The organism is Streptomyces sp. NPDC043861, from assembly GCF_056435905.1.
On the sequence record NZ_JBWKDP010000006.1, the window covers coordinates 346,134 to 363,609 of the forward strand.

Annotated in this window: 16 protein-coding genes and 1 pseudogene; 6 read left to right on the top strand and 11 right to left on the bottom strand. The window is 69.4% G+C overall.

Features of this window, described 5'->3' with window-relative positions; genetic code table 11:
- Positions 1–54: 54 nt before the first annotated feature.
- The 7 genes from ccsB to hemL all read right to left on the bottom strand — a co-directional run bounded on the left by ccsB (position 55) and on the right by hemL (position 7,722).
- A complete protein-coding gene (ccsB, locus tag AC068D_RS17410; protein WP_478823867.1) occupies positions 55–1,140 on the bottom strand; it encodes a c-type cytochrome biogenesis protein CcsB in 1,086 nt (361 codons plus the stop codon).
- Positions 1,137–2,909: a cytochrome c biogenesis protein ResB gene (gene resB, locus AC068D_RS17415; RefSeq protein ID WP_478823868.1), complete on the bottom strand. Its 1,773-nt coding sequence runs from the start codon at positions 2,907–2,909 to the stop codon at positions 1,137–1,139. The genes ccsB and resB overlap by 4 nt, the downstream gene beginning before the upstream one ends.
- Positions 2,910–2,912: 3 nt before the next feature.
- Positions 2,913–3,650, bottom strand: a complete 738-nt coding sequence (locus tag AC068D_RS17420) for a cytochrome c biogenesis CcdA family protein (RefSeq protein ID WP_478823869.1) — start codon at positions 3,648–3,650, stop codon at positions 2,913–2,915.
- 1 nt (position 3,651) lies between these two features.
- Positions 3,652–4,260, bottom strand: a complete 609-nt coding sequence (locus AC068D_RS17425) for a TlpA family protein disulfide reductase (RefSeq protein ID WP_478823870.1) — start codon at positions 4,258–4,260, stop codon at positions 3,652–3,654.
- Positions 4,261–4,359: 99 nt separating this feature from the next.
- Entirely contained in the window at positions 4,360–5,604 is a 1,245-nt protein-coding gene (locus AC068D_RS17430; RefSeq protein ID WP_478823871.1) for a polysaccharide deacetylase family protein, read from the bottom strand.
- 112 nt (positions 5,605–5,716) lie between these two features.
- Positions 5,717–6,409, bottom strand: a complete 693-nt coding sequence (locus AC068D_RS17435) for a histidine phosphatase family protein (protein WP_478823872.1) — start codon at positions 6,407–6,409, stop codon at positions 5,717–5,719.
- The gene (hemL, locus tag AC068D_RS17440) at positions 6,406–7,722 is read right to left on the bottom strand and encodes a glutamate-1-semialdehyde 2,1-aminomutase (RefSeq protein ID WP_478823873.1); all 1,317 of its coding nucleotides are present in this window, start codon (positions 7,720–7,722) and stop codon (positions 6,406–6,408) included. Before hemL ends, AC068D_RS17435 begins: the two co-directional genes overlap by 4 nt.
- A gap of 126 nt (positions 7,723–7,848) precedes the next feature.
- On the opposite strand from hemL, the gene AC068D_RS17445 reads away from it, so the two are divergent.
- A complete protein-coding gene (locus tag AC068D_RS17445) occupies positions 7,849–8,406 on the top strand; it encodes a hypothetical protein (RefSeq protein WP_478823874.1) in 558 nt (185 codons plus the stop codon).
- A 249-nt stretch (positions 8,407–8,655) separates the two neighbouring features.
- Here AC068D_RS17445 and AC068D_RS17450 read toward each other — a convergent pair whose 3' ends face one another.
- Together AC068D_RS17450 and AC068D_RS17455 are read right to left on the bottom strand one after the other, a co-directional pair.
- Positions 8,656–9,531 carry a glycosyltransferase family 2 protein gene (locus AC068D_RS17450; RefSeq protein ID WP_478823875.1) on the bottom strand — a complete coding sequence of 292 codons (876 nt, stop codon included), beginning with the start codon at positions 9,529–9,531 and terminating at the stop codon, positions 8,656–8,658.
- Positions 9,532–9,963: 432 nt separating this feature from the next.
- Positions 9,964–11,079 (bottom strand): magnesium and cobalt transport protein CorA, encoded by a 1,116-nt coding sequence (locus AC068D_RS17455; protein WP_478823876.1) that lies wholly within the window; start codon positions 11,077–11,079, stop codon positions 9,964–9,966.
- A 347-nt stretch (positions 11,080–11,426) separates the two neighbouring features.
- On the opposite strand from AC068D_RS17455, the gene AC068D_RS17460 reads away from it, so the two are divergent.
- On the top strand, positions 11,427–11,768 hold the full coding sequence (locus tag AC068D_RS17460; protein WP_478823877.1) for a hypothetical protein: 342 nt from the start codon (positions 11,427–11,429) through the stop codon (positions 11,766–11,768).
- On the opposite strand, the gene AC068D_RS17465 is transcribed toward AC068D_RS17460, so the two are convergent.
- Complete coding sequence (locus tag AC068D_RS17465) at positions 11,689–12,435, bottom strand: TIGR03086 family metal-binding protein (RefSeq protein WP_478823878.1); 747 nt, start codon at positions 12,433–12,435, stop codon at positions 11,689–11,691. The genes AC068D_RS17460 and AC068D_RS17465 overlap by 80 nt on opposite strands.
- Before the next feature lie 62 nt (positions 12,436–12,497).
- Here AC068D_RS17465 and AC068D_RS17470 point away from each other — a divergent pair, with 62 nt between their 5' ends.
- The 3 genes and pseudogenes from AC068D_RS17470 (at position 12,498) to AC068D_RS17480 (ending at position 15,087) form a co-directional block, all read left to right on the top strand.
- On the top strand, positions 12,498–13,445 hold the full coding sequence (locus tag AC068D_RS17470; RefSeq protein ID WP_478823879.1) for a DUF6597 domain-containing transcriptional factor: 948 nt from the start codon (positions 12,498–12,500) through the stop codon (positions 13,443–13,445).
- 86 nt (positions 13,446–13,531) lie between these two features.
- Positions 13,532–14,044 (top strand): annotated as a pseudogene (locus AC068D_RS17475) (GNAT family N-acetyltransferase); the annotation flags it as partial.
- 308 nt (positions 14,045–14,352) lie between these two features.
- A complete protein-coding gene (locus AC068D_RS17480; RefSeq protein WP_478823880.1) occupies positions 14,353–15,087 on the top strand; it encodes a Mut7-C RNAse domain-containing protein in 735 nt (244 codons plus the stop codon).
- Between the two features lie 186 nt (positions 15,088–15,273).
- Here the strand turns inward: AC068D_RS17480 and AC068D_RS17485 are convergent, their stop codons facing one another.
- A complete protein-coding gene (locus AC068D_RS17485) occupies positions 15,274–15,852 on the bottom strand; it encodes a TetR/AcrR family transcriptional regulator (RefSeq protein WP_478823881.1) in 579 nt (192 codons plus the stop codon).
- A gap of 111 nt (positions 15,853–15,963) precedes the next feature.
- Between AC068D_RS17485 and AC068D_RS17490 the strand changes: the two genes are divergently transcribed.
- Positions 15,964–17,442 carry an FAD-dependent oxidoreductase gene (locus AC068D_RS17490; protein ID WP_478823882.1) on the top strand — a complete coding sequence of 493 codons (1,479 nt, stop codon included), beginning with the start codon at positions 15,964–15,966 and terminating at the stop codon, positions 17,440–17,442.
- Positions 17,443–17,476 lie beyond the last annotated feature (34 nt).

Here is a 17,476-nt window from a genome sequence, read left to right on the forward strand (position 1 = left end):
CCACCCGGCCGAGCCTTCCCCGGCGCCCGGTCCGGCCCCGCCGTCCCGTGCGGGTCACTCGACCCCGGCGTACGAGTGCAGGCTGTTCACGAAGAGGTTGACGCCCCAGTAGTTGAAGAGGAAGCAGGCGAAGGCGATCAGCGCGACATACGCCGCCTTGCGGCCCTTCCAGCCCGCGGTCGCGCGGGCGTGCAGATACGCCGCGTACGCCACCCAGGTGATGAAGGACCAGACTTCCTTGGCGTCCCAGCCCCAGTAACGTCCCCACGCGTCACCGGCCCAGATCGCCCCGGCGATGATCGTGAAGGTCCAGAGCGGGAAGATCGCCGCGTTGACGCGGTACGAGAACTTGTCGAGGGAGGCCGCGGAGGGCAGCCGCTCCAGGACCGAGCGGGCGAAGGCCCCGGGGTTGCCGCCGGTCGCCAGCTTGTTCTCGTACGAATCCCGGAAGAGGTACAGCAGGGTGCCGACCGCGCCCAGGTAGAAGACCGCACCGCAGAAGATCGCCGTGGAGACATGGATCCACAGCCAGTACGAGTCCAGCGCTGGGACGAGCTGGTCGCTGTCGGTGTAGAGCCAGGTGACGGCGATGCCCAGGTCCAGCAGGACGGTGGTGACCAGGGGGAGCCCGATCCAGCGGACGTTCTTCTTCGCCAGGAGGAAGCCGAGGTACGCGCCGACCGCCACCGTCGAGAAGGTGGTGGAGAACTCGTACATGTTGCCCCAGGGCGCCCGCTGAACCGAGACGGCCCGGGCGACGACACCCGCCGCCTGGATGAGGAAGGCGAGGGCGGTCAGCGACACGGCGATGCGACCGTACATGTCGCCCTGCTGGTCGTTGCCCGCGGCACCGGGGCCGTCCGGAACGTCACGCTGTCCCGCCGCCGTCCGGGTGACGACCTTGGGGCGCTCCAGGACGGCCGTGCCACCCCCCGTCGAGCCGGTGCCCGCGGCGGTGGCCGCGCGGGCCTGCGGACCGCCCGTGAGCGCGGCCGCGGTCCGGCCGACCTTGCTTCGGCTGCCGAAGACCCACTCGGCGATATGGGCGAAGAAGGCCAGGGTGTAGACGGCCATCGACGAATAGATCAGCCAGTTGCTGATCTGCGCCAGGCTCTCGTTGGTTTCGGCGGCGAGGATCACTGGTCAGCCCCTCGGGAGGTGGGTTCGGCAGGTTCTTCCGCGGGATCCGGCGCAGTCGGCGCCTGGGCGTTGAGCTGGGCGGCGAGATCCGCCAGTTCCTCGGGCAGCTTCGCGGACTCGCTGCGGCCGAGGCCCGCCATCTCGACGACCGTGACTCCGCCGGGCGTGGACTCGTCCCGTACGGCCCGGACCCAGACGCGGCGCCGCTGGATGAACAGCGAGCCGACGAGGCCGGCGATCGCTGCGACGGCGCCGGCCAGGGCGAGACCGTTGCCGGGCTGCTGGGAGATCTTGAAGCTCGCCCACTCCCTGATCTCCTTCTCGAAGGTGACCGAGCCGGCGCCGTCGGGAAGGGTCATGGTCTCGCCGGGCTGCAGCGTCTGCTTGAACACATTGCCCTCGGCGTCCTTGAAGGGCGTCATCTTGCTGGTGTCCAGCTGGTACACGTTCTGCGGAAGACCGGCGTTGGCCCGAAGATCACCGTGGTAGGCGCCGAGGTTCAGCGCCGGGAAGACCAGCCCGGGGAACTGCGAGAACATCTGGCCCCGGCCCTTGCCGGCGTAGGTGGGAACGAAGAACGCGGGCAGGCCCAGCTGGTCCTTCTTCCCGTCCTTGTCCCGGTAGCCGTCCCGCACCTTGATGACACCGGTCGAGGTGATGTTGTTGTCGATGGGCAGGACCGGTACGGCCTCCTGATGGACGATCTTGCCCCGGCCGTCCCGGACGGTGACGACGGGTGCGTAACCGTGCGAGAGCAGATAGACCTTGGAGCCGTCGATCTCCAGGGGCTCGTTGACCTTGATGACGCGCTTGCGCTCCTCGCCCTCGGCGCCCTCGGTGTAGGTCACGGCGGCTTCGAAGGTGCGCGGTGTGCCTCGCTGCGGACCGCTCGTCTCGTACGTACCGGTGAACCTGTCCAGTGTGAAGCTGAACGGAGCCAGGTCGTCGACGCTGAACATCGACCCCGACTTGAAGTCGTCGTACTGGGTGAGGGTGTTGGCGAAGCCGCTGCCCTCGACGATCAGCTTGCCGCCCTCGGACTTGAAGAGCTGACCGACGGCGAACGCCACCAGCATCACGATCAGGGCGACATGGAAGAGGAGGTTGCCCACCTCGCGGAGGTAGCCCTTCTCGGCGGCGACCGCGTCCCCGGCGACGTGCGAGCGGAACCCGCGCTTCTTCAGCATCGCGAGCGCGGCCTCGCGGACCGTCTCCGGATCCGCCTCCGTGCGCCACGTCGTGTGAACGGGCAGACGCGTGAGCCGCTTCGGCGCGCCCGGTGGACGGCTGCGCAGCTGACCGACGAACTGCCAGGTGCGGGGCACGATGCAGCCGATGAGCGAAACGAACAGCAGGATGTAGATCGCGGAGAACCACACGGAGCTGTAGACGTCGAAGAGCTGGAGCTTCTCGAAGACCGGCGTCCAGAACTCGTTCTCCGCCTTCCAGCTGCTCACCTTCATCTCGTCCACGCTGTTCTGTGGGACGAGGGAGCCGGGGATCGCGCCGAGCGAGAGCATGAAGAGCAGGATCAGCGCGACCCGCATCGAGGTGAGCTGCCGCCAGAACCAGCGAACCCAGCCGACGGTCTCACGGACGGCCCAGGCGATCGCACCGGCGGCGCCGGGTGCGCGCGGGCCGCCGAAGGAACCGGGTACGGCCTGCTCCCGGGGAGCGGTGGAGAGCTGCTCCCCCGCCCTGCCGAGCTCACTCTGCTCGCCCGGCTCCTGGCCGAGGGTGTTGTCCTCGGTCGTGTCGGTCTTGCTCATGGATCAGATCCCCACCTGGAAGCCTTCGGTCCAGCCCTGCATCTCCTGCACGAGGGTGTCCCACGCACCTGTGAGCAGCAGCAGACCGGTCACGATCATCATGCCGCCGCCGATCCGCATCACCCAGGCATAGTGCCGCTTGACCCAGCCGAACGCACCGAGCGCCTTCCTGAAGGCAACGGCCGCGAGGATGAACGGCAGACCGAGCCCGAGGCAGTAGGCGGCCGTGAGCAGCGCACCACGGCCCGCGCTGGCCTGCTCGGCCGCGAGGACGTTGACGGACGTGAGGGTCGGACCGATGCACGGCGTCCAGCCGATGCCGAACAGCGCACCCAGGACGGGCGCACCGACCAGACCCGTCACCGGCCGCTTGTGGAAGCGGAACTCGCGCTGGGTGAGCCATGGCATCAGGCCCATGAAGAAGATCCCCATGAGGACCATCAGGACGCCGAGGATCGTGGTGAGGACTTCCCGGTGCTGCTGCAGGGTCCAGCCGAAGAAGCCGAAGAGCGCCCCGCCGGACACGAAGACGGCGGAGAAGCCCAGGACGAAGAGGGACGCCCCGGCTGCCATCCGGCCCCTCCTCGCCTCGGCCAGATCGGTCCCGGTCACTCCGGTCACATACGAGAGGTAGCCGGGGACCAGCGGCAGTACGCACGGGGAGAAGAAGGAGACGAGGCCTCCCAGCGCGGCGATGGGCAACGCGAGCAGCAGTGCCCCGTTCTCGACCGTCTCACCCACGCTACTTCTCCGCGATCAGCGGGTCGATCATCGAGCGGAGCATCTTGTCGTCGAGAGGGCGCAGCGCGCGTGCGGCGATCTTCCCGTCCCTGTCGATGACCATCGTGGTGGGAATTGCCTGCGGATTGAGGCTGCCCTTGGGGAACTTCAGGATCATCTTGCCGATCGGGTCGTGGAAGCTCGGGTAGCTGACCCCGAATTCCTGCTCGAAGGCGCGTGCAGGGCCGACCTCGTTGTCACGGGTGTTGATCCCCACGAACTCCACGCCCTTGGCCTTGGTGTCCTTGGCGACCTTCTCCAGGTATTTCGCCTCGCCGCGGCAGGGCGAGCACCAGGAGCCCCACACGTTCATGACGACGATCTTGCCCTTGTAGTCGGCGAGATCGAGCGGCTTGCCCTGGAGATCCTCACCGGAGAGCTCGGGGGCGGGCGCCCGCTTGCCCTTGGCGGCGGTGGAGATGCCGCCGGTGTTGGTGACGAAGTTGGTGTCGCCACCACCGCCGGACTTGCCGTTGGAGTCGCCACTGCACGCCGACAGCGTGAGCGCGGCCGCCAGGGCAGCGGCGCCGGCGGCCAGAAGTGTGCGTCGAGGGGCGCGGACAAGGCTCATGTGAAAAGTTTCGCATGGGCCTTCGGGGGATCTTCCACGCCCCCCTTGCTGCCCGTAACGCACCTTGTCAAAGGCGCCTAAAGGGCAGCTGGCGGTGACCTATGCGGCGGATTTCTTGAGGAAGGTGTTCCAGCCGCCCGCCGGGGACTGGCCGACTTCGAGCGTGCGGAGCTTCTCGAGGATCTTCGGGTCCTGGACGTCCAGCCAGTCGCAGAACTGGCGGAACGACACCAGACGCACGTCCTTCTTGCCGGCCATGCCCTTGATTGCCGCCTCGACGGCGTCCATGTAGATGCCGCCGTTCCACTGCTCGAAGTGGTTGCCGACGAAGAACGGCGCACGATTCGACTCGTACGCGCGGTTGAACCCGTTGAGATACGCCTCCGTCGCCTGCTTGCGCCAGGCCGGATAGCGCGACGGCATGCCCTTGGTCGAATTCTTCGACTGGTTGGCGAGGATGTTGTAGTCCATCGAGAGCACCTCGAAGGAGTGCCCCGGGAACGGCACCGCCTGCAGCGGCAGGTCCCAGAGCCCGCCGCGCTTCTCCGGCCACTTCTGGCGACCGCCGGGCGAGCTCGCGTCGTAGCGCCAGCCGAGCTTCTTCGCCGTCGGCAGGAGATTGTCCTGGCCGAGCAGACAGGGGGTGCGCGCGCCGACGAGTTCCTTGCGGTAGTCGAAGGGCAGCGGATCGATGTCCTTCCAGCCGCTGTTCGTCTTCCATTCGGTGACGAAGGACACAGCCTGGTCGATCTCGCTCTGCCACTGGGCGGACGTCCAGTTACCGACCGATCCCGACCCCGCGCAGAAATGTCCGTTGAAGTGGGTGCCGATCTCATGGCCGTCGAGCCAGGCCTGGCGGACGTACTTCAGGGTTTCCTTGATGTGGTCGTCGGTGAGGTATCCGATATCGGATGCACCGATCCGGTTGCCCGGCGGCCGATAGAGCGTCTTCTTCGACTCGGGCAGCAGATAGACCCCGGAGAGGAAGAAGGTCATCGCCGCGTCATGGTCCTTGGCGAGTTCCAGGAAGCGCGGGAAGAGACCGTTGCCGACCTCACCCGCCCCGTCCCAGGAGAAGACCACGAACTGCGGCGGGGTCTCGCCCGGCTGCAGCGGCACGGGCCTGTCGGGCTGGCGCGGCTGCTTTCCGGTGTCGGCGGTCGAACCGTCACCTATGAGCCGGACCGGCTTGGGAGCCGGGCCCGGCGCCTTGCCTCCGCCTCCGCCGCCACCGGACCGTCCCGACCCGGAGTTGTCGGAGCCGGGGCCGCAGCCGGCGATTCCCATCGCCGCTGCGGCACCAAGTCCCGCTCCGAGCAGACCCCTTCGGCTGATGTCACGCATACCGATACCCTCCCCGCCGTTCGCGTCCTGCCGTATCACCAAAGGGTTAGATGACCTGACGAACGCGGGGGTTCCCGGGAATTAGCACGGAACGTGGAACACAGCCAGATCGCTATGCGCCAAAGGCCTTCGACTTCCCCTTGACCGGCTTGGCTCCGGCCAGGAGATGGGCCGGGACAAGATCGCGGGCGGGCTCCGAATACCCCACCGAGACGAGCTCGTCGCCCTGGTAGGTGAAACTCGTCAGCGAGGCGAGTGTGCACTGGCGGCGGCGTGGATCGTGCCAGAGCCGGCGCCGCTCCACATAGCTGCGCACGATCCAGATCGGCAGCTGATGGCTGACGAGGACCGCCTCATGCCCGCGGGCGGCGTCCCGGGCTGATCCCAGCGCGGCCATCATCCGCACGACCTGATCGACGTACGGCTCGCCCCAGGACGGCCGGAACGGATTGGTGAGGTGCTTCCAGTTGCCCGGCTTGCGCAGGGCCCCGTCACCGACGCCGAAGGTCTTGCCCTCGAACACGTTCGCCGCCTCGATCAGCCGCTCATCGGTGTCCAGGGTCAGACCGTGGGCCTTGGCGATCGGCGTCGCCGTCTCCTGCGCCCGCTCCAGCGGGGACGCCACCACATGAGTGATGTCACGGCCCCCGAGGTGGTCGGCCACCCGGTCCGCCATCCTCCGTCCGAGGTCGGACAGGTGATAGCCGGGCCTGCGGCCGTACAGCACGCCGTCCGGATTGTGGACTTCGCCGTGGCGCATGAGATGAACCACGGTCGTTTCCGTATTGAAGTCCGTGCCGGTCATGCGGACGCCTCCGCGGCGGCACGGGCGGCGGCCGGCAGCGCCGCGGCGATCCGCTCGATCGCCGCGTCGTCGTGGGCGGTCGAGACGAACCAGGACTCGAATGCGGACGGTGGGAGGTAGACGCCCTGAGACAGCATCGAATGGAAGAACGCGTTGAAGCGGAAGGCTTCCTGCTTCTTCGCGTCGTCGTAGTCGCGGACCTCACGCGCGGTGAAGAAGACCGAGAACATATTGCTCGCGGTCTGCAGCCGGTGGGCCACGCCCTCCTTGGCCAGCGCCTCCGCGACCAGGGTCCTGATCTGCTCGGAGACCGCGTCCACCTTCTCGTACGCGGCGTCGTCGAGCAGCCGCAGCTGAGCGAGACCGGCGGCGGTGGCAACCGGGTTCCCGGAGAGGGTGCCCGCCTGGTAGACAGGCCCGGCCGGAGCCAGGTGCTCCATGACATCGGCCCGACCACCGAAGGCCGCAGCCGGGAAGCCACCACCCATGACCTTGCCGAAGGTCATCAGATCAGGGGTGACGCCGTCGATGCCGAACCAGCCGGCCCTCGAGGTCCGGAAACCGGTCATGACCTCATCGGAGATGTACAGCGCACCGTTCTTGGCGCACGCGTCCTTGAGCCCCTGGTTGAATCCGGGCAGCGGCGGCACCACGCCCATGTTGCCCGGCGACGCCTCGGTGATCACACAGGCGATCTCGCCCGGGTATGCGTGGAAGGCGGCGTGAACCGATTCCAGATCGTTGTACGGCAGCACGATCGTGTCGCCCGCCTGCGCCCCTGTGACACCCGGTGTGTCCGGGAGCCCGAATGTCGCGACACCCGAACCGGCGGCGGCCAGCAGCGCGTCCACGTGCCCGTGGTAGCACCCGGCGAACTTGATCACCTTGGCACGGCCGGTGAACCCACGGGCGAGCCGGATCGCCGACATCGTCGCTTCCGTACCGGACGAGACGAGCCTCACCTGCTCGACCGGGGCGACGCGCGCCACGATCTCCTCGGCGAGCGCGACCTCCCCCTCGCCCGGCGTACCGAACGAGGTACCACGGGCGACAGCCGCCTGAACTGCGGCGACAACGTCGGGGTGGGCGTGGCCGAGGATCATCGGACCCCAGGAACACACGAGGTCGACATACTCACGGCCGTCCGCATCGGTCAGGTAGGGACCGGTGCCGGACACCATGAACCGGGGCGTACCGCCCACGGCACGGAAGGCACGGACGGGGGAGTTCACGCCGCCGGGCGTCACGAGGGACGCGCGGTCGAAAAGCGTCTGCGAAACTGGGGCGTCATAGGGAAAGCTCACGGAATCCATGGTGTCAGAGGACCCGGACGTTCTTGCGGACAGGTGTTTCACCACACGTCCGCGGGGGAGGTCACTGTCACGATGATCGGGTTGCGCGGCCGGCGCTGTGCGTCCTAAAAGCAGTCGGGTGGAGATATGCATCGCGGTGGCGGACTGGGCGAGGGGACTGACGACCTGGGCCCCGAGCCTGCCCGGCGGGGGAGGCACCGGCGACACGGAGCGCACGATCCCGTGGAAAGCAGGGGTGGCCGAGGTATGGGGGTGACATACAAATATTTCGGTGCCCCCGACGGCGCCACGGCTGCTCGCGTGCCCATTTCGATGCGTCCCGAGGAGCTGGGAGGCGATGAGCTCGGCATGGGCGGAATGTTCACCAAGATCAAGCCCGAGACGATAGCCGCGATGGTCCTCACCGGCATCCAGGGCATGCCCCTGCACAAGGTGCCGCCGCTGGAGCTGGTGGTGCTGCACCCGGACTACGCCGTGGTGAAGCTCCCCATGACCGTCGTCGACCCGCTGCGCGGCATCGGCGAGGAGTCGGTGGGCGCTGCGGCGTTCATATGGTCGACCGTCCCGGATCGCGGGGGTCCGAGGGACGCGTTCAATGTGTACCAGCTGCTGCACGAGTGGCAGGACTTCTCGGTCCGGCTGCACGAAGCGGGACATCAGCCGTACTGCCTGGTGTGGCCCTGAGGGGCGCCGCACTGTCCGGTGGGGCCGGGCCGCCCTGAGGGGCGCCACCGCTGCGACTCCGAGCCACGGGCAGGACTCAGGTGGCGCGCGGGCAGCGGGCCGGACTTCCGTGGTGCGGGCCCTGAGAGCCGGGTCCGCACCCGGGTGACCGGTGCCCGGCACCGCTGAGGTCGCCGGACCCGCGGTGCCGACGTCAAGCCCCGGTGGAATGCACCGGGGCGGTGGGCGGATGCCGCCGCAGCAACAGCCTCAGATCACCGGGGGCCGACCCAGTCGGGTCATACGCCACACCGTGCGCCACGTCATCGGCGCCCGGGAGCCGCACGGAGTACGCACGCCATCGAGAAACCCGGCGCACCACGCCCTCAGGCCGGAAAGCGAACGGATGCGCACCAGAGTGATCAGAACCCACACACCCAGATAGACCGGGATCAGGGGGACCGGAAGCCGGCGCCTTGCGAGCCAGACCCGATTGCGCGCGGTGAAGCGGTAGTACACGGCATGGCGCGCAGGCGAAGTCCTCGGGTGCTGGAGAACGAGTCCGGGCTCGTAAAGGATCTTCCAGTCGGCGTCGAGCGCCCGCCAGGCGAGGTCCGTCTCCTCATGACCGAACCGAAACTCGGCGGCCCAGGTGCCGATCTGTTCGAGCATCGGAACGGAGAGGGCGTGGCCGCCACCGAGAAAGGCGGTCACCAGGCCGCGGCGCATGGGATCGTCGGCGCGCAGCCGGGGCACCCAGCGCCGCTCCGTGTGGCCGTGCTCGTCGGCGACCCGGAACGACACGATGCCGAGCCGGGGGTCCGCCTCGAACAGTTGCCGGACCTTGCGGAACACGTCGTCGGCTATCAGCAGCCCGTCGTCGTCCAGCTCGACGACGACGTCGACGTCGCCCGACTCGCACAGGACCTCCAGACCGACGTTGCGGCCTCCCGGGCAGCCCAGGTTCTCCTCGAGCGGGATCTTGGTCACGTCGGCCGACACATCGGTGAGCGGGGTCGCGTTGCCCACCAGTACGACTCGCGCCGCCGCCGCATCCTGCCTCTCGACCGAGGCGAGCAGAGCCTCCAGTTCCCGCGCCCGAGTGCCCATCGTCACGATGACAACTCCGATACGCGGCAACGTCATGGCGGCAACTCCGGTGGTCGATGCGATGCAGCCTCGATGCTATGGGCTGTGTGCCGGGAAGCTCGCGGCATCCGGTGCGGCGGGCCGGCCATCGCCCGGATGACCCGCCCCGGACAGCCACCGGGGATCCGGGGATCCGGCGATCCGGGGATCCGGGGATCCGGGCGGCCACGGGAGGACAAGCCGGTGCCGGGAGCACGAGCCGGTGCCGTGCGGGCACACCGAGGGTCTGGGCCCGCTGGCCTGTGGACCCGCCGATGTCCGGGCCATTTTTCGTGCTGTCGATCGGGTCGATGACCGGCTCCGCGCACCGGCCGCCGAAGTGCTCCGCGCACCGGCCGCCGAAGTGCTCCGCGCATCGGCCGCCGAAGTGGCGCCGGTGCCCGCCGGGGCCGGCTGCGGCGGTGGCGGCTGTACGGCCCAGGGGGTGGGTCAGAGCCAGCCGTTGCGGCGGAAGCCGCGATGGAGCATGAAGCAGGCGAGGGCCATGACGCCGAGGACGGCCGGGTAGCCGTAGGTCCAATGCAGCTCCGGCATGTGCTCGAAGTTCATGCCGTAGATGCCGCAGACCATCGTCGGTACGGCCACGATCGCCGCCCAGGCCGTGATCTTGCGCATGTCCTCGTTCTGGGCGACCGTCATCTGTGCCAGATGCGCCTGGAGGATCGAGTCCAGGAGCGAGTCGTACCCGTTGATCTGCTCGCCCGCCCGTGCGAGATGGTCGGACACGTCCCGGAAGTACGGCCTGATGTCCGGGGCGATCAGAGTGGCGGGCTGGGTGGCCAGGGCCTCCAGGGGACGGTTCAGCGGAGCCATCGCCCGCTTGAACTCGAGCAGTTCCCGCTTCAGCTGGTAGATCCGCCCGGCTTCGCCGCGGCCCGCTTCACCACGACCCGCCTGTTCCGAGAAGACGGCCAGTTCGACCGCGTCTATGTCGTCCTGCACGGCGTCGGCCACGGCGAGGTACTCGTCGACGACGAAGTCCGCCACGGCGTGCAGCACGGACGAAGGCCCCTTGGCGAGCTGCTCCGGGATCGTCTCCAGGGCCTCGCGCAGAGGGCCGAGCGACCCGTGCCGCCCGTACCGGATGGTGATGACGAAGTCCCGGCCGGTGATCACCATGATCTCGCCCGTCTCCACGACCTGGCTGGTGGGGGTCAGCTGGTCGTGCTCCGCGTAACCGACGGTCTTGAAGACGGCGAGCAGCGTGTCGTCGTACGGCACGACCTTGGGCCGGCTGTGCGCGTTGACGGCGTCCTCGACGGTCAAAGGGTGCAGTCCGAACAGCTCGGCCAGCGAGGTGAACTCCTCGTACGTCGGCTCGTGCAGCCCTATCCAGACGAAGCTGTTGCTGCCGGGTGCCGCCTTGTTCTCCTTGCGTACGCGGCGCAGTGCCTCCTCGGCCGGGCAACTGCCCGCCTGCCGGACCCCGTCCGCGTACCCCACGCAGTTGACGACGGCGCTGCCGAGCGGGGACCTGGCCGGGTGACTCAGGTCGACCGTGCGACGGTACGCGCGGCGCACCGCGCGACGGAGATTGCGGATCATCGACAACGCGGGCTCCCGGACGGGCTTGGGGTCTTCCCCTGCCACCCTCTCCGACGAAAAGTCGCTTGTCCATGACGACCGCCTCGCGGGCACCGGGCGGACGGTGACCTCGGGTTGGATCGCGTGGCGCTCCTGCGGTGATCCGGATGTCCGGCTGTCCGGACATCCTTTTGAACGGTGAACCCGCCTCCAGCCGGCCGCCGCACCGGCCGATGCCCACAGTGCACCGTGTCGCACCTGTCGTCGGGTGCACCGGACATGTGATGAGTCCCCGGATCCGTCCTGGGCCCGGGAGCCGGCATCGCATCAGGACATCAAGGTCGATCCGACTCCAAGGAGGTCCCGGCGTGGGTGACGTCGTGCTGGCCCTGTGCATCCCGCTGATGGTCTGCGCGAGCGGTATCTACGCGGTGTGCGAGAGCTGGTGGCGGCGCAGACATCCGGCGCCGCCGTCGCCGTACACGCATGCCGCTGCCCGGCTCGCCGAACGGGAGATGCTGGTGGTGGCCGAGGAGGTCGTGGACGAGGCGTACGCACGGCTTGCGAAGCTGTACGACACCTGCGCCCACGCGCGCGACGAGTCCTGCCCCGGCCCCCACGACGGCCGGCTCAGCGCGGACTCCACCCCGGATCGCGCCCTGTCGTCGCCAGTACCCGCGCGAACGGGGACGCCTCCTCCGGCACGCTGACCTGCTCCCCGAACGCCCCCCACTTCCGGGCCATCGGGGCCATGTCCTCGACCACGTGACCGAGTTCGGCGACGACCTCCGCGTCCGGTTCGTACCGCTGTCCGGTGGCGCGGGCGAGGTCCCAGATGTGCACGGTCAGATCCAGCAGCACCATGTGCCCGACGTTTCTCGCCGGGAGGCCGAGTGTGCCCGTGGTGCCCTCTTCCGCACGGGGATCGGCCCAGGCCTTGATGAGGCGCCGTGTCTCGTCATCGAAGAGGCCCTGCCAGTCCCCGGCACCGGGGGTATCACCGGAGTCGTGGCGGGGGTCGTGAGGGGGGCCGCCGGGGGCGGCGTCACGGGAACCGCGACGGGGGACGCCGTCGGGGTCGTCGTGGGCACTGCCGTCCGTTCCGGGTGCGCTCGCTGTGGCGCCCGTGCCCTCCGCGTTGCCTGCAGTACTGCCTCTGCCGAGGGAGACGCGGTCGGGCGTCGTGGAGAAATCCGCTTCCTGCTTGGCGGCGAGCGCCTGGAAGTTGACGATCACATGGAGGAGGTGGTTGATCAGGGCACGCACGTCGTACTCGGGACACGGGGTCGGCGCGTCCATGTCCTGCGCCCGCACCCCCCGCACGACGGGCACCGCACGTGCGGCTGTGGCTTCGAGCAGTTCACTGATGGTCTTCATGCGAATGACGCTGGCAGCGCCGCACCCCTGCGTCTTGAACAAACGCGACATAGGATCCGGCCATGGCGAGCAGCAGCGGACCGGAGGACCCGTCCGCTCCACAGCAGCCGGAGGGCGGCGGAGCACAGTTCTCCGGCGGAGCGCGAAGCGACACCCGGGGCATCGTCGACGCCCCGGAGCTCTTCGCGCGGGTGCGGTTCAGGCGTCGGGAGCCCGCTCCGCCGCTGCGGCCGTATCTGGAGCACTACTGGCTCATCGACTGGGATCTGACCGAGCCGTACGCCTCCCACGTGGTGCCCCATCCGTCGGTGAATGTCGTGTTCCAGCGCTACGGGGACGAGGAGCCCTGGGGCGAGGTTGCGGGCGTGGGCCTTGAGCTCTTCACCAAGAAGCTGGCGGGGCGGGGGCGGGTGTGCGGAGTGCAGTTCCGGCCCGGCGGCTTCCGGCCCTTCGCACCGGATCGGGCGGTGTCGGAGTGGACGGGCCGCCGAGTGCCGGTGGACGAGGTGTTCACGGGGTTCGCGCGGGCGGCGGATTCGGGAGCGGCGGGGCCCGCCGGACCGACGAGCGCAAGGGCCGCAGCCGCGGCTGTCGTCGGGCCCGAGGACGAGGACGCACAGGTCGCGGCGCTCGACTCTTTCCTGCTCGGGCTCGGCCCGGCGGCGGACCCGGGGGCCGAGCGCGCCATGGCACTGGTCGAACAGGTCCGAACGGACCGGACGATCCGCCGTGTCGCCCAACTCGCCGACGCCGAAGGGGTGTCGGCGCGCACACTGCAGCGGCTCTTCGCCGCGTACGTCGGCGTGGGGCCCAAGTGGGTCATCCTGCGCTACCGCATCCACGAGGCGCTGGAGCGCGCAGAGGCGGACGGGTCCGGTTCCGGCCGCGAACCCGACTGGCCTGCCCTCGCGGCCGAGCTGGGCTACAGCGACCAGGCCCATCTGGTGCGGGACTTCACGGCGACGGTCGGCGTACCCCCGACGGCGTATGCGGCGCATCCGCCCGGGTGACGGACGGCGGCCGGCCTGCCGTCGGAACCGGCCGTCGGACGCGGCCGGCCCACCCGGTTGTCAGACCCGGGGCGTACGGTGCCCGGATGGCGAGCAGAGCAGCGGCGGTACGGATCGAACCATGGTCGGAACGTGATTTTCCTCTGCTCCGGGCAGCGAACGCACCGGAGTCGATGGAACACCTCGGCGGCCCGGAATCGGATGACAAGCTTGCCGACCGGCATCGGCGCTATGTGGCGCTGAGCGCGGTCCGCACCGGCGCGGGGTGTATGTACCGGGTGGTGCTGGCCGACAGCGGAGAGGCTGCCGGCTCGGTGGGTTTCTGGGAGTCCACCTGGGAGGGTCAGCAGGTGTACGAGACGGGCTGGAGCATTCTGCCCGGTTTCCAGGGGCGCGGCGTCGCCACTGCGGGGACGCTGGCGGTCGTCGCGGAGGCCCGGGCAGCGGGCAGGCACCGGTATCTGCACGCTTTCCCCTCCGTTGACAACACTGCGTCGAACGGCGTCTGCCGCAAGGCGGGCTTTTCGCTGCTGGGCGATTGCACGTTCGAGTACCCGCCGGGCAGGCCTGTGCGGGGCAACAACTGGCGCATCGACCTGCTGGATCTCTCTGCCCACCCGGATTCCCCGGACACCCAGGACACCCAGGACACCTCGAGCATGCCCGGGATACCGGATGTACCGGGTCACCGAGGGTCCTTCGACTCCCCGGTCCCGCGAACCCCGGATCCGTCGTCCGGCGGTCCTGCCTGACATGCGTGCGCACGGCCCGGCCATGGGTGTGACGGTCGCAGCGCTCCGCCGGCACAAGGGCACCCATGCGGCTCCCGCACATGGGCGATCCGATCCCGCCGCCCTGCACGGGAATTCCCTGGCTGGCCCGGTACGCCCGATGGCATGCTGACGGCGTGAACCGACCGGAGATCCACATCAGCTTCGCCCCCGAGCTGCGACTCTTCGTCGCGGCGGAGCGCCGCGACAGGCGGACACTCCTCGTCACCGACGGCGCATCGACGCTCGGTCACGTCGTGGAGTCGCTCGGCGTTCCGCTCACCGAAGCGGGGCGACTGCTCGTGAACGGCAGCCCGGTCCAGGTCTCGCACATCCCCGCCGAGGGCGAGCACATCGAGGTGCTCGGCATCGACCGCCCCCAGCATGTACCGGGCGCCCCGCTGCGTTTCCTCCTCGACGTGCATCTCGGCACCCTCGCCAGACGACTGAGGCTGCTGGGTGTCGACGCGGCGTACGAGAGCGAGGACATCGGAGACGCGGCGCTGGCCACGCTCTCGGCCCGGGAACAGCGCGTGATGCTGTCCCGGGACCGCGGGCTGCTACGACGCCGCGAACTGTGGGCCGGGGCGTACATCTACAGCGACCGCCCCGACGACCAGCTCCGTGACGTGCTTCAGCGGTTCGCGCCCGTTCTCGCTCCGTGGACCCGCTGCACGGCGTGCAACGGCCCACTGGCGGACACGGACAAGCAGGCTGTCGAGCACCACCTCGAGCAGGGCACACAGCGCTCCTACGACGTGTTCGCCCAGTGCACGGCATGCGAGCGCGTCTACTGGCGGGGCGCCCACCATGCCCGGCTCGAGGCGATCGTCGAGGACGCACTGCGCGAATTCGGCGGCGCGGTCGCCTAGTGCTGTGACCGGGCCCGCGATGCGCGGTTCGGCCGCCTGGTCCGGACCGGTTCCGGGTGGGGTCCGGTCGCGGAGCCCCGCTTGCCTGCCGCCTCACGTCCGCACCTCCCTTCCGCCGTCACCTCCGCCCACGGCACGTAAGGCCGTGGGGGACCCTGCGGCACCGCCGGCCTGGAACGAGCGGGCTCACGGGTTCTCCGCGGTCAGGTAGCGCTGGATCGTGGGTGCCAGCCAGGCGATCACCTCCTCCCTGGTCATGTCGACCGCCGGCGGCATGTGCAGCACATAGCGGGCGAGCGCCATCCCCAGGATCTGGGAGGCGGCCAGCGCGGCCCGGCGCGGGGCTTCGTCCGGGACGGGGCAGACCCCAGCTGCTATCGGTGCCATCTGCGCCCTGAACACCTGCCGCATGCGCTCGGCGCCGGCCTCGTTGGTGACGCCGACACGAAGCAGTCCCGTCAGCACCTCGTCCTGCTCCCAGCGGTCGAGGAAATGGGAGACGAGGACCGCGCCGACGTGCTTGCCGGGCATCGCGCCCAGTTCGGGCAGCCGCAGATCGATTTCGGAGGCTGCGGCGAACAGGCCCTCCTTGTTGCCGTAGTAGCGCATCACCATCGACGGATCGATGCCGGCGTCCCGGGCGATGGCGCGGATCGTGGCCCGCTCGTATCCGTCCGCGGCGAAGCGCTCGCGGGCTGCATCGAGGATCGCGGCACGGGTGGCGTCGGAGCGACGCGGCGTACTGGCTACTGCTTCCGAATTCACGCCAACAACTGTAGGCCAACGTATGTTGACATGCCAGAGCAGTCGGGCGTACGTTTGCCTACAAGCGTTGACCCACAGGCGTTGACCCACAAGCGTTGGCAGGAGGCCACCATGATCGGAAAGACCGGCGAGACCGGCAAGGCCGGTAACCGGACCGCAGCCCCGTCCGCCGCTTCTGTGCCGGACACCCCGGACCCGGACGTGATCGTCGTGGGCGCGGGCCCGACCGGCCTGCTTCTGGCGGGAGACCTTGCGACCGCGGGCCTCAGGGTCACGCTCGTCGAGCGCCGACCGCATGAGACCAGCAATATGACGCGCGCCTTCGGCGTCCATGCCCGCACCCTCGAACTGCTCGACGCCCGCGGACTCGCGGACGAGCTGGTGAAGAAGGGCACGCCCGTCACCGGCCTCCGTCTCTTCGGCCGTCTCTCCCTCGACCTGTCCCGCCTCCGCTCGCGGTTCCCCTATCTGCTGATAACCCCGCAGTACGAGGTGGAGCACCTCCTCGAGCGCCGGGCGCTCTCCGCCGGGGTGGAGTTCCGGTACGGCACGGAGCTGCGCGGACTGCGCCAGGACGACGACTCGGTCACCGCCGAGCTGAAGGAGGGGGACGAGCGGGAATCGACACTGCGGTCCCGCTATCTCGTGGGCACGGACGGGGTGCGCAGCTCGGTGCGCAGGGTTCTGGGCCTGCCCTTCCCAGGCGTGTCGGCGATCCGTTCCATCGTGCTCGCGGACGTCCGCCTCTCCGAAGAGCCCGGGCGCCTCCTCACGGTCAACGGCACCGGCGATGCTTTCGCGTTCATCGCCCCCTTCGGCGACGGCTGGTACCGGGTGATGGGCTGGAAGCGCACCCGGCAGGTCCCGGACAGCGAGCCCGTCGAGCTGGACGAGGTGCGCGACATCGCCCGTCAGGCACTCGGCAGCGACTTCGGCATGCGCGATGCCCGCTGGATGTCCCGTTTCCACAGCGACGAGCGGCAGGTCCCCTCGTACCGCGCGGGCAGGGTCTTCCTCGCCGGAGACGCGGCACACGTCCACTCCCCCGCGGGCGGCCAGGGCATGAACACCGGCCTGCAGGATGCGGCAAATCTGTCCTGGAAGATCGCTGCCGTGCTCCGCGGCGAGACATCCGCCCCCGATGCCCTCCTCGACACCTACCAGGCAGAGCGGCATCCCGTCGGTGCCATGGTGCTCCGCAGCAGTGGGGCGATCGTCCGTCTCGCCATGGCGCACACGCCGCTCCAGCGTCTGGCCCGCTCTCTTGCTGCGCGATTCCTCAACACGGTCCGCCCCGCGGCGGGGAAGGCGATGGGCATGATCTCCGGCATCGGCATCGCCTACGGCGCGGAGCGCGGTGCCCACCGCCTGACGGGCCGACGCGCCCCCGACCTGGATCTCTCCGAGGGCCGTCTCTACGAACTGCTGCGCAAAGGCGAGTTCGTCCTGGTCATACCCCGTCAAGACCCGTCGGCCGCGGCGGCCGCGCCCACCGCACCGGGTCCCGTCCTCCTGGCCCACTGGCAGACGGCGCAGGGCACGTCCCTGCTGGTCCGCCCTGACGGATACATCGCCTGGGCGCAGGGCTGATCCACAGCCGCGCCCGGCCCTGTGCCCCGCTGCC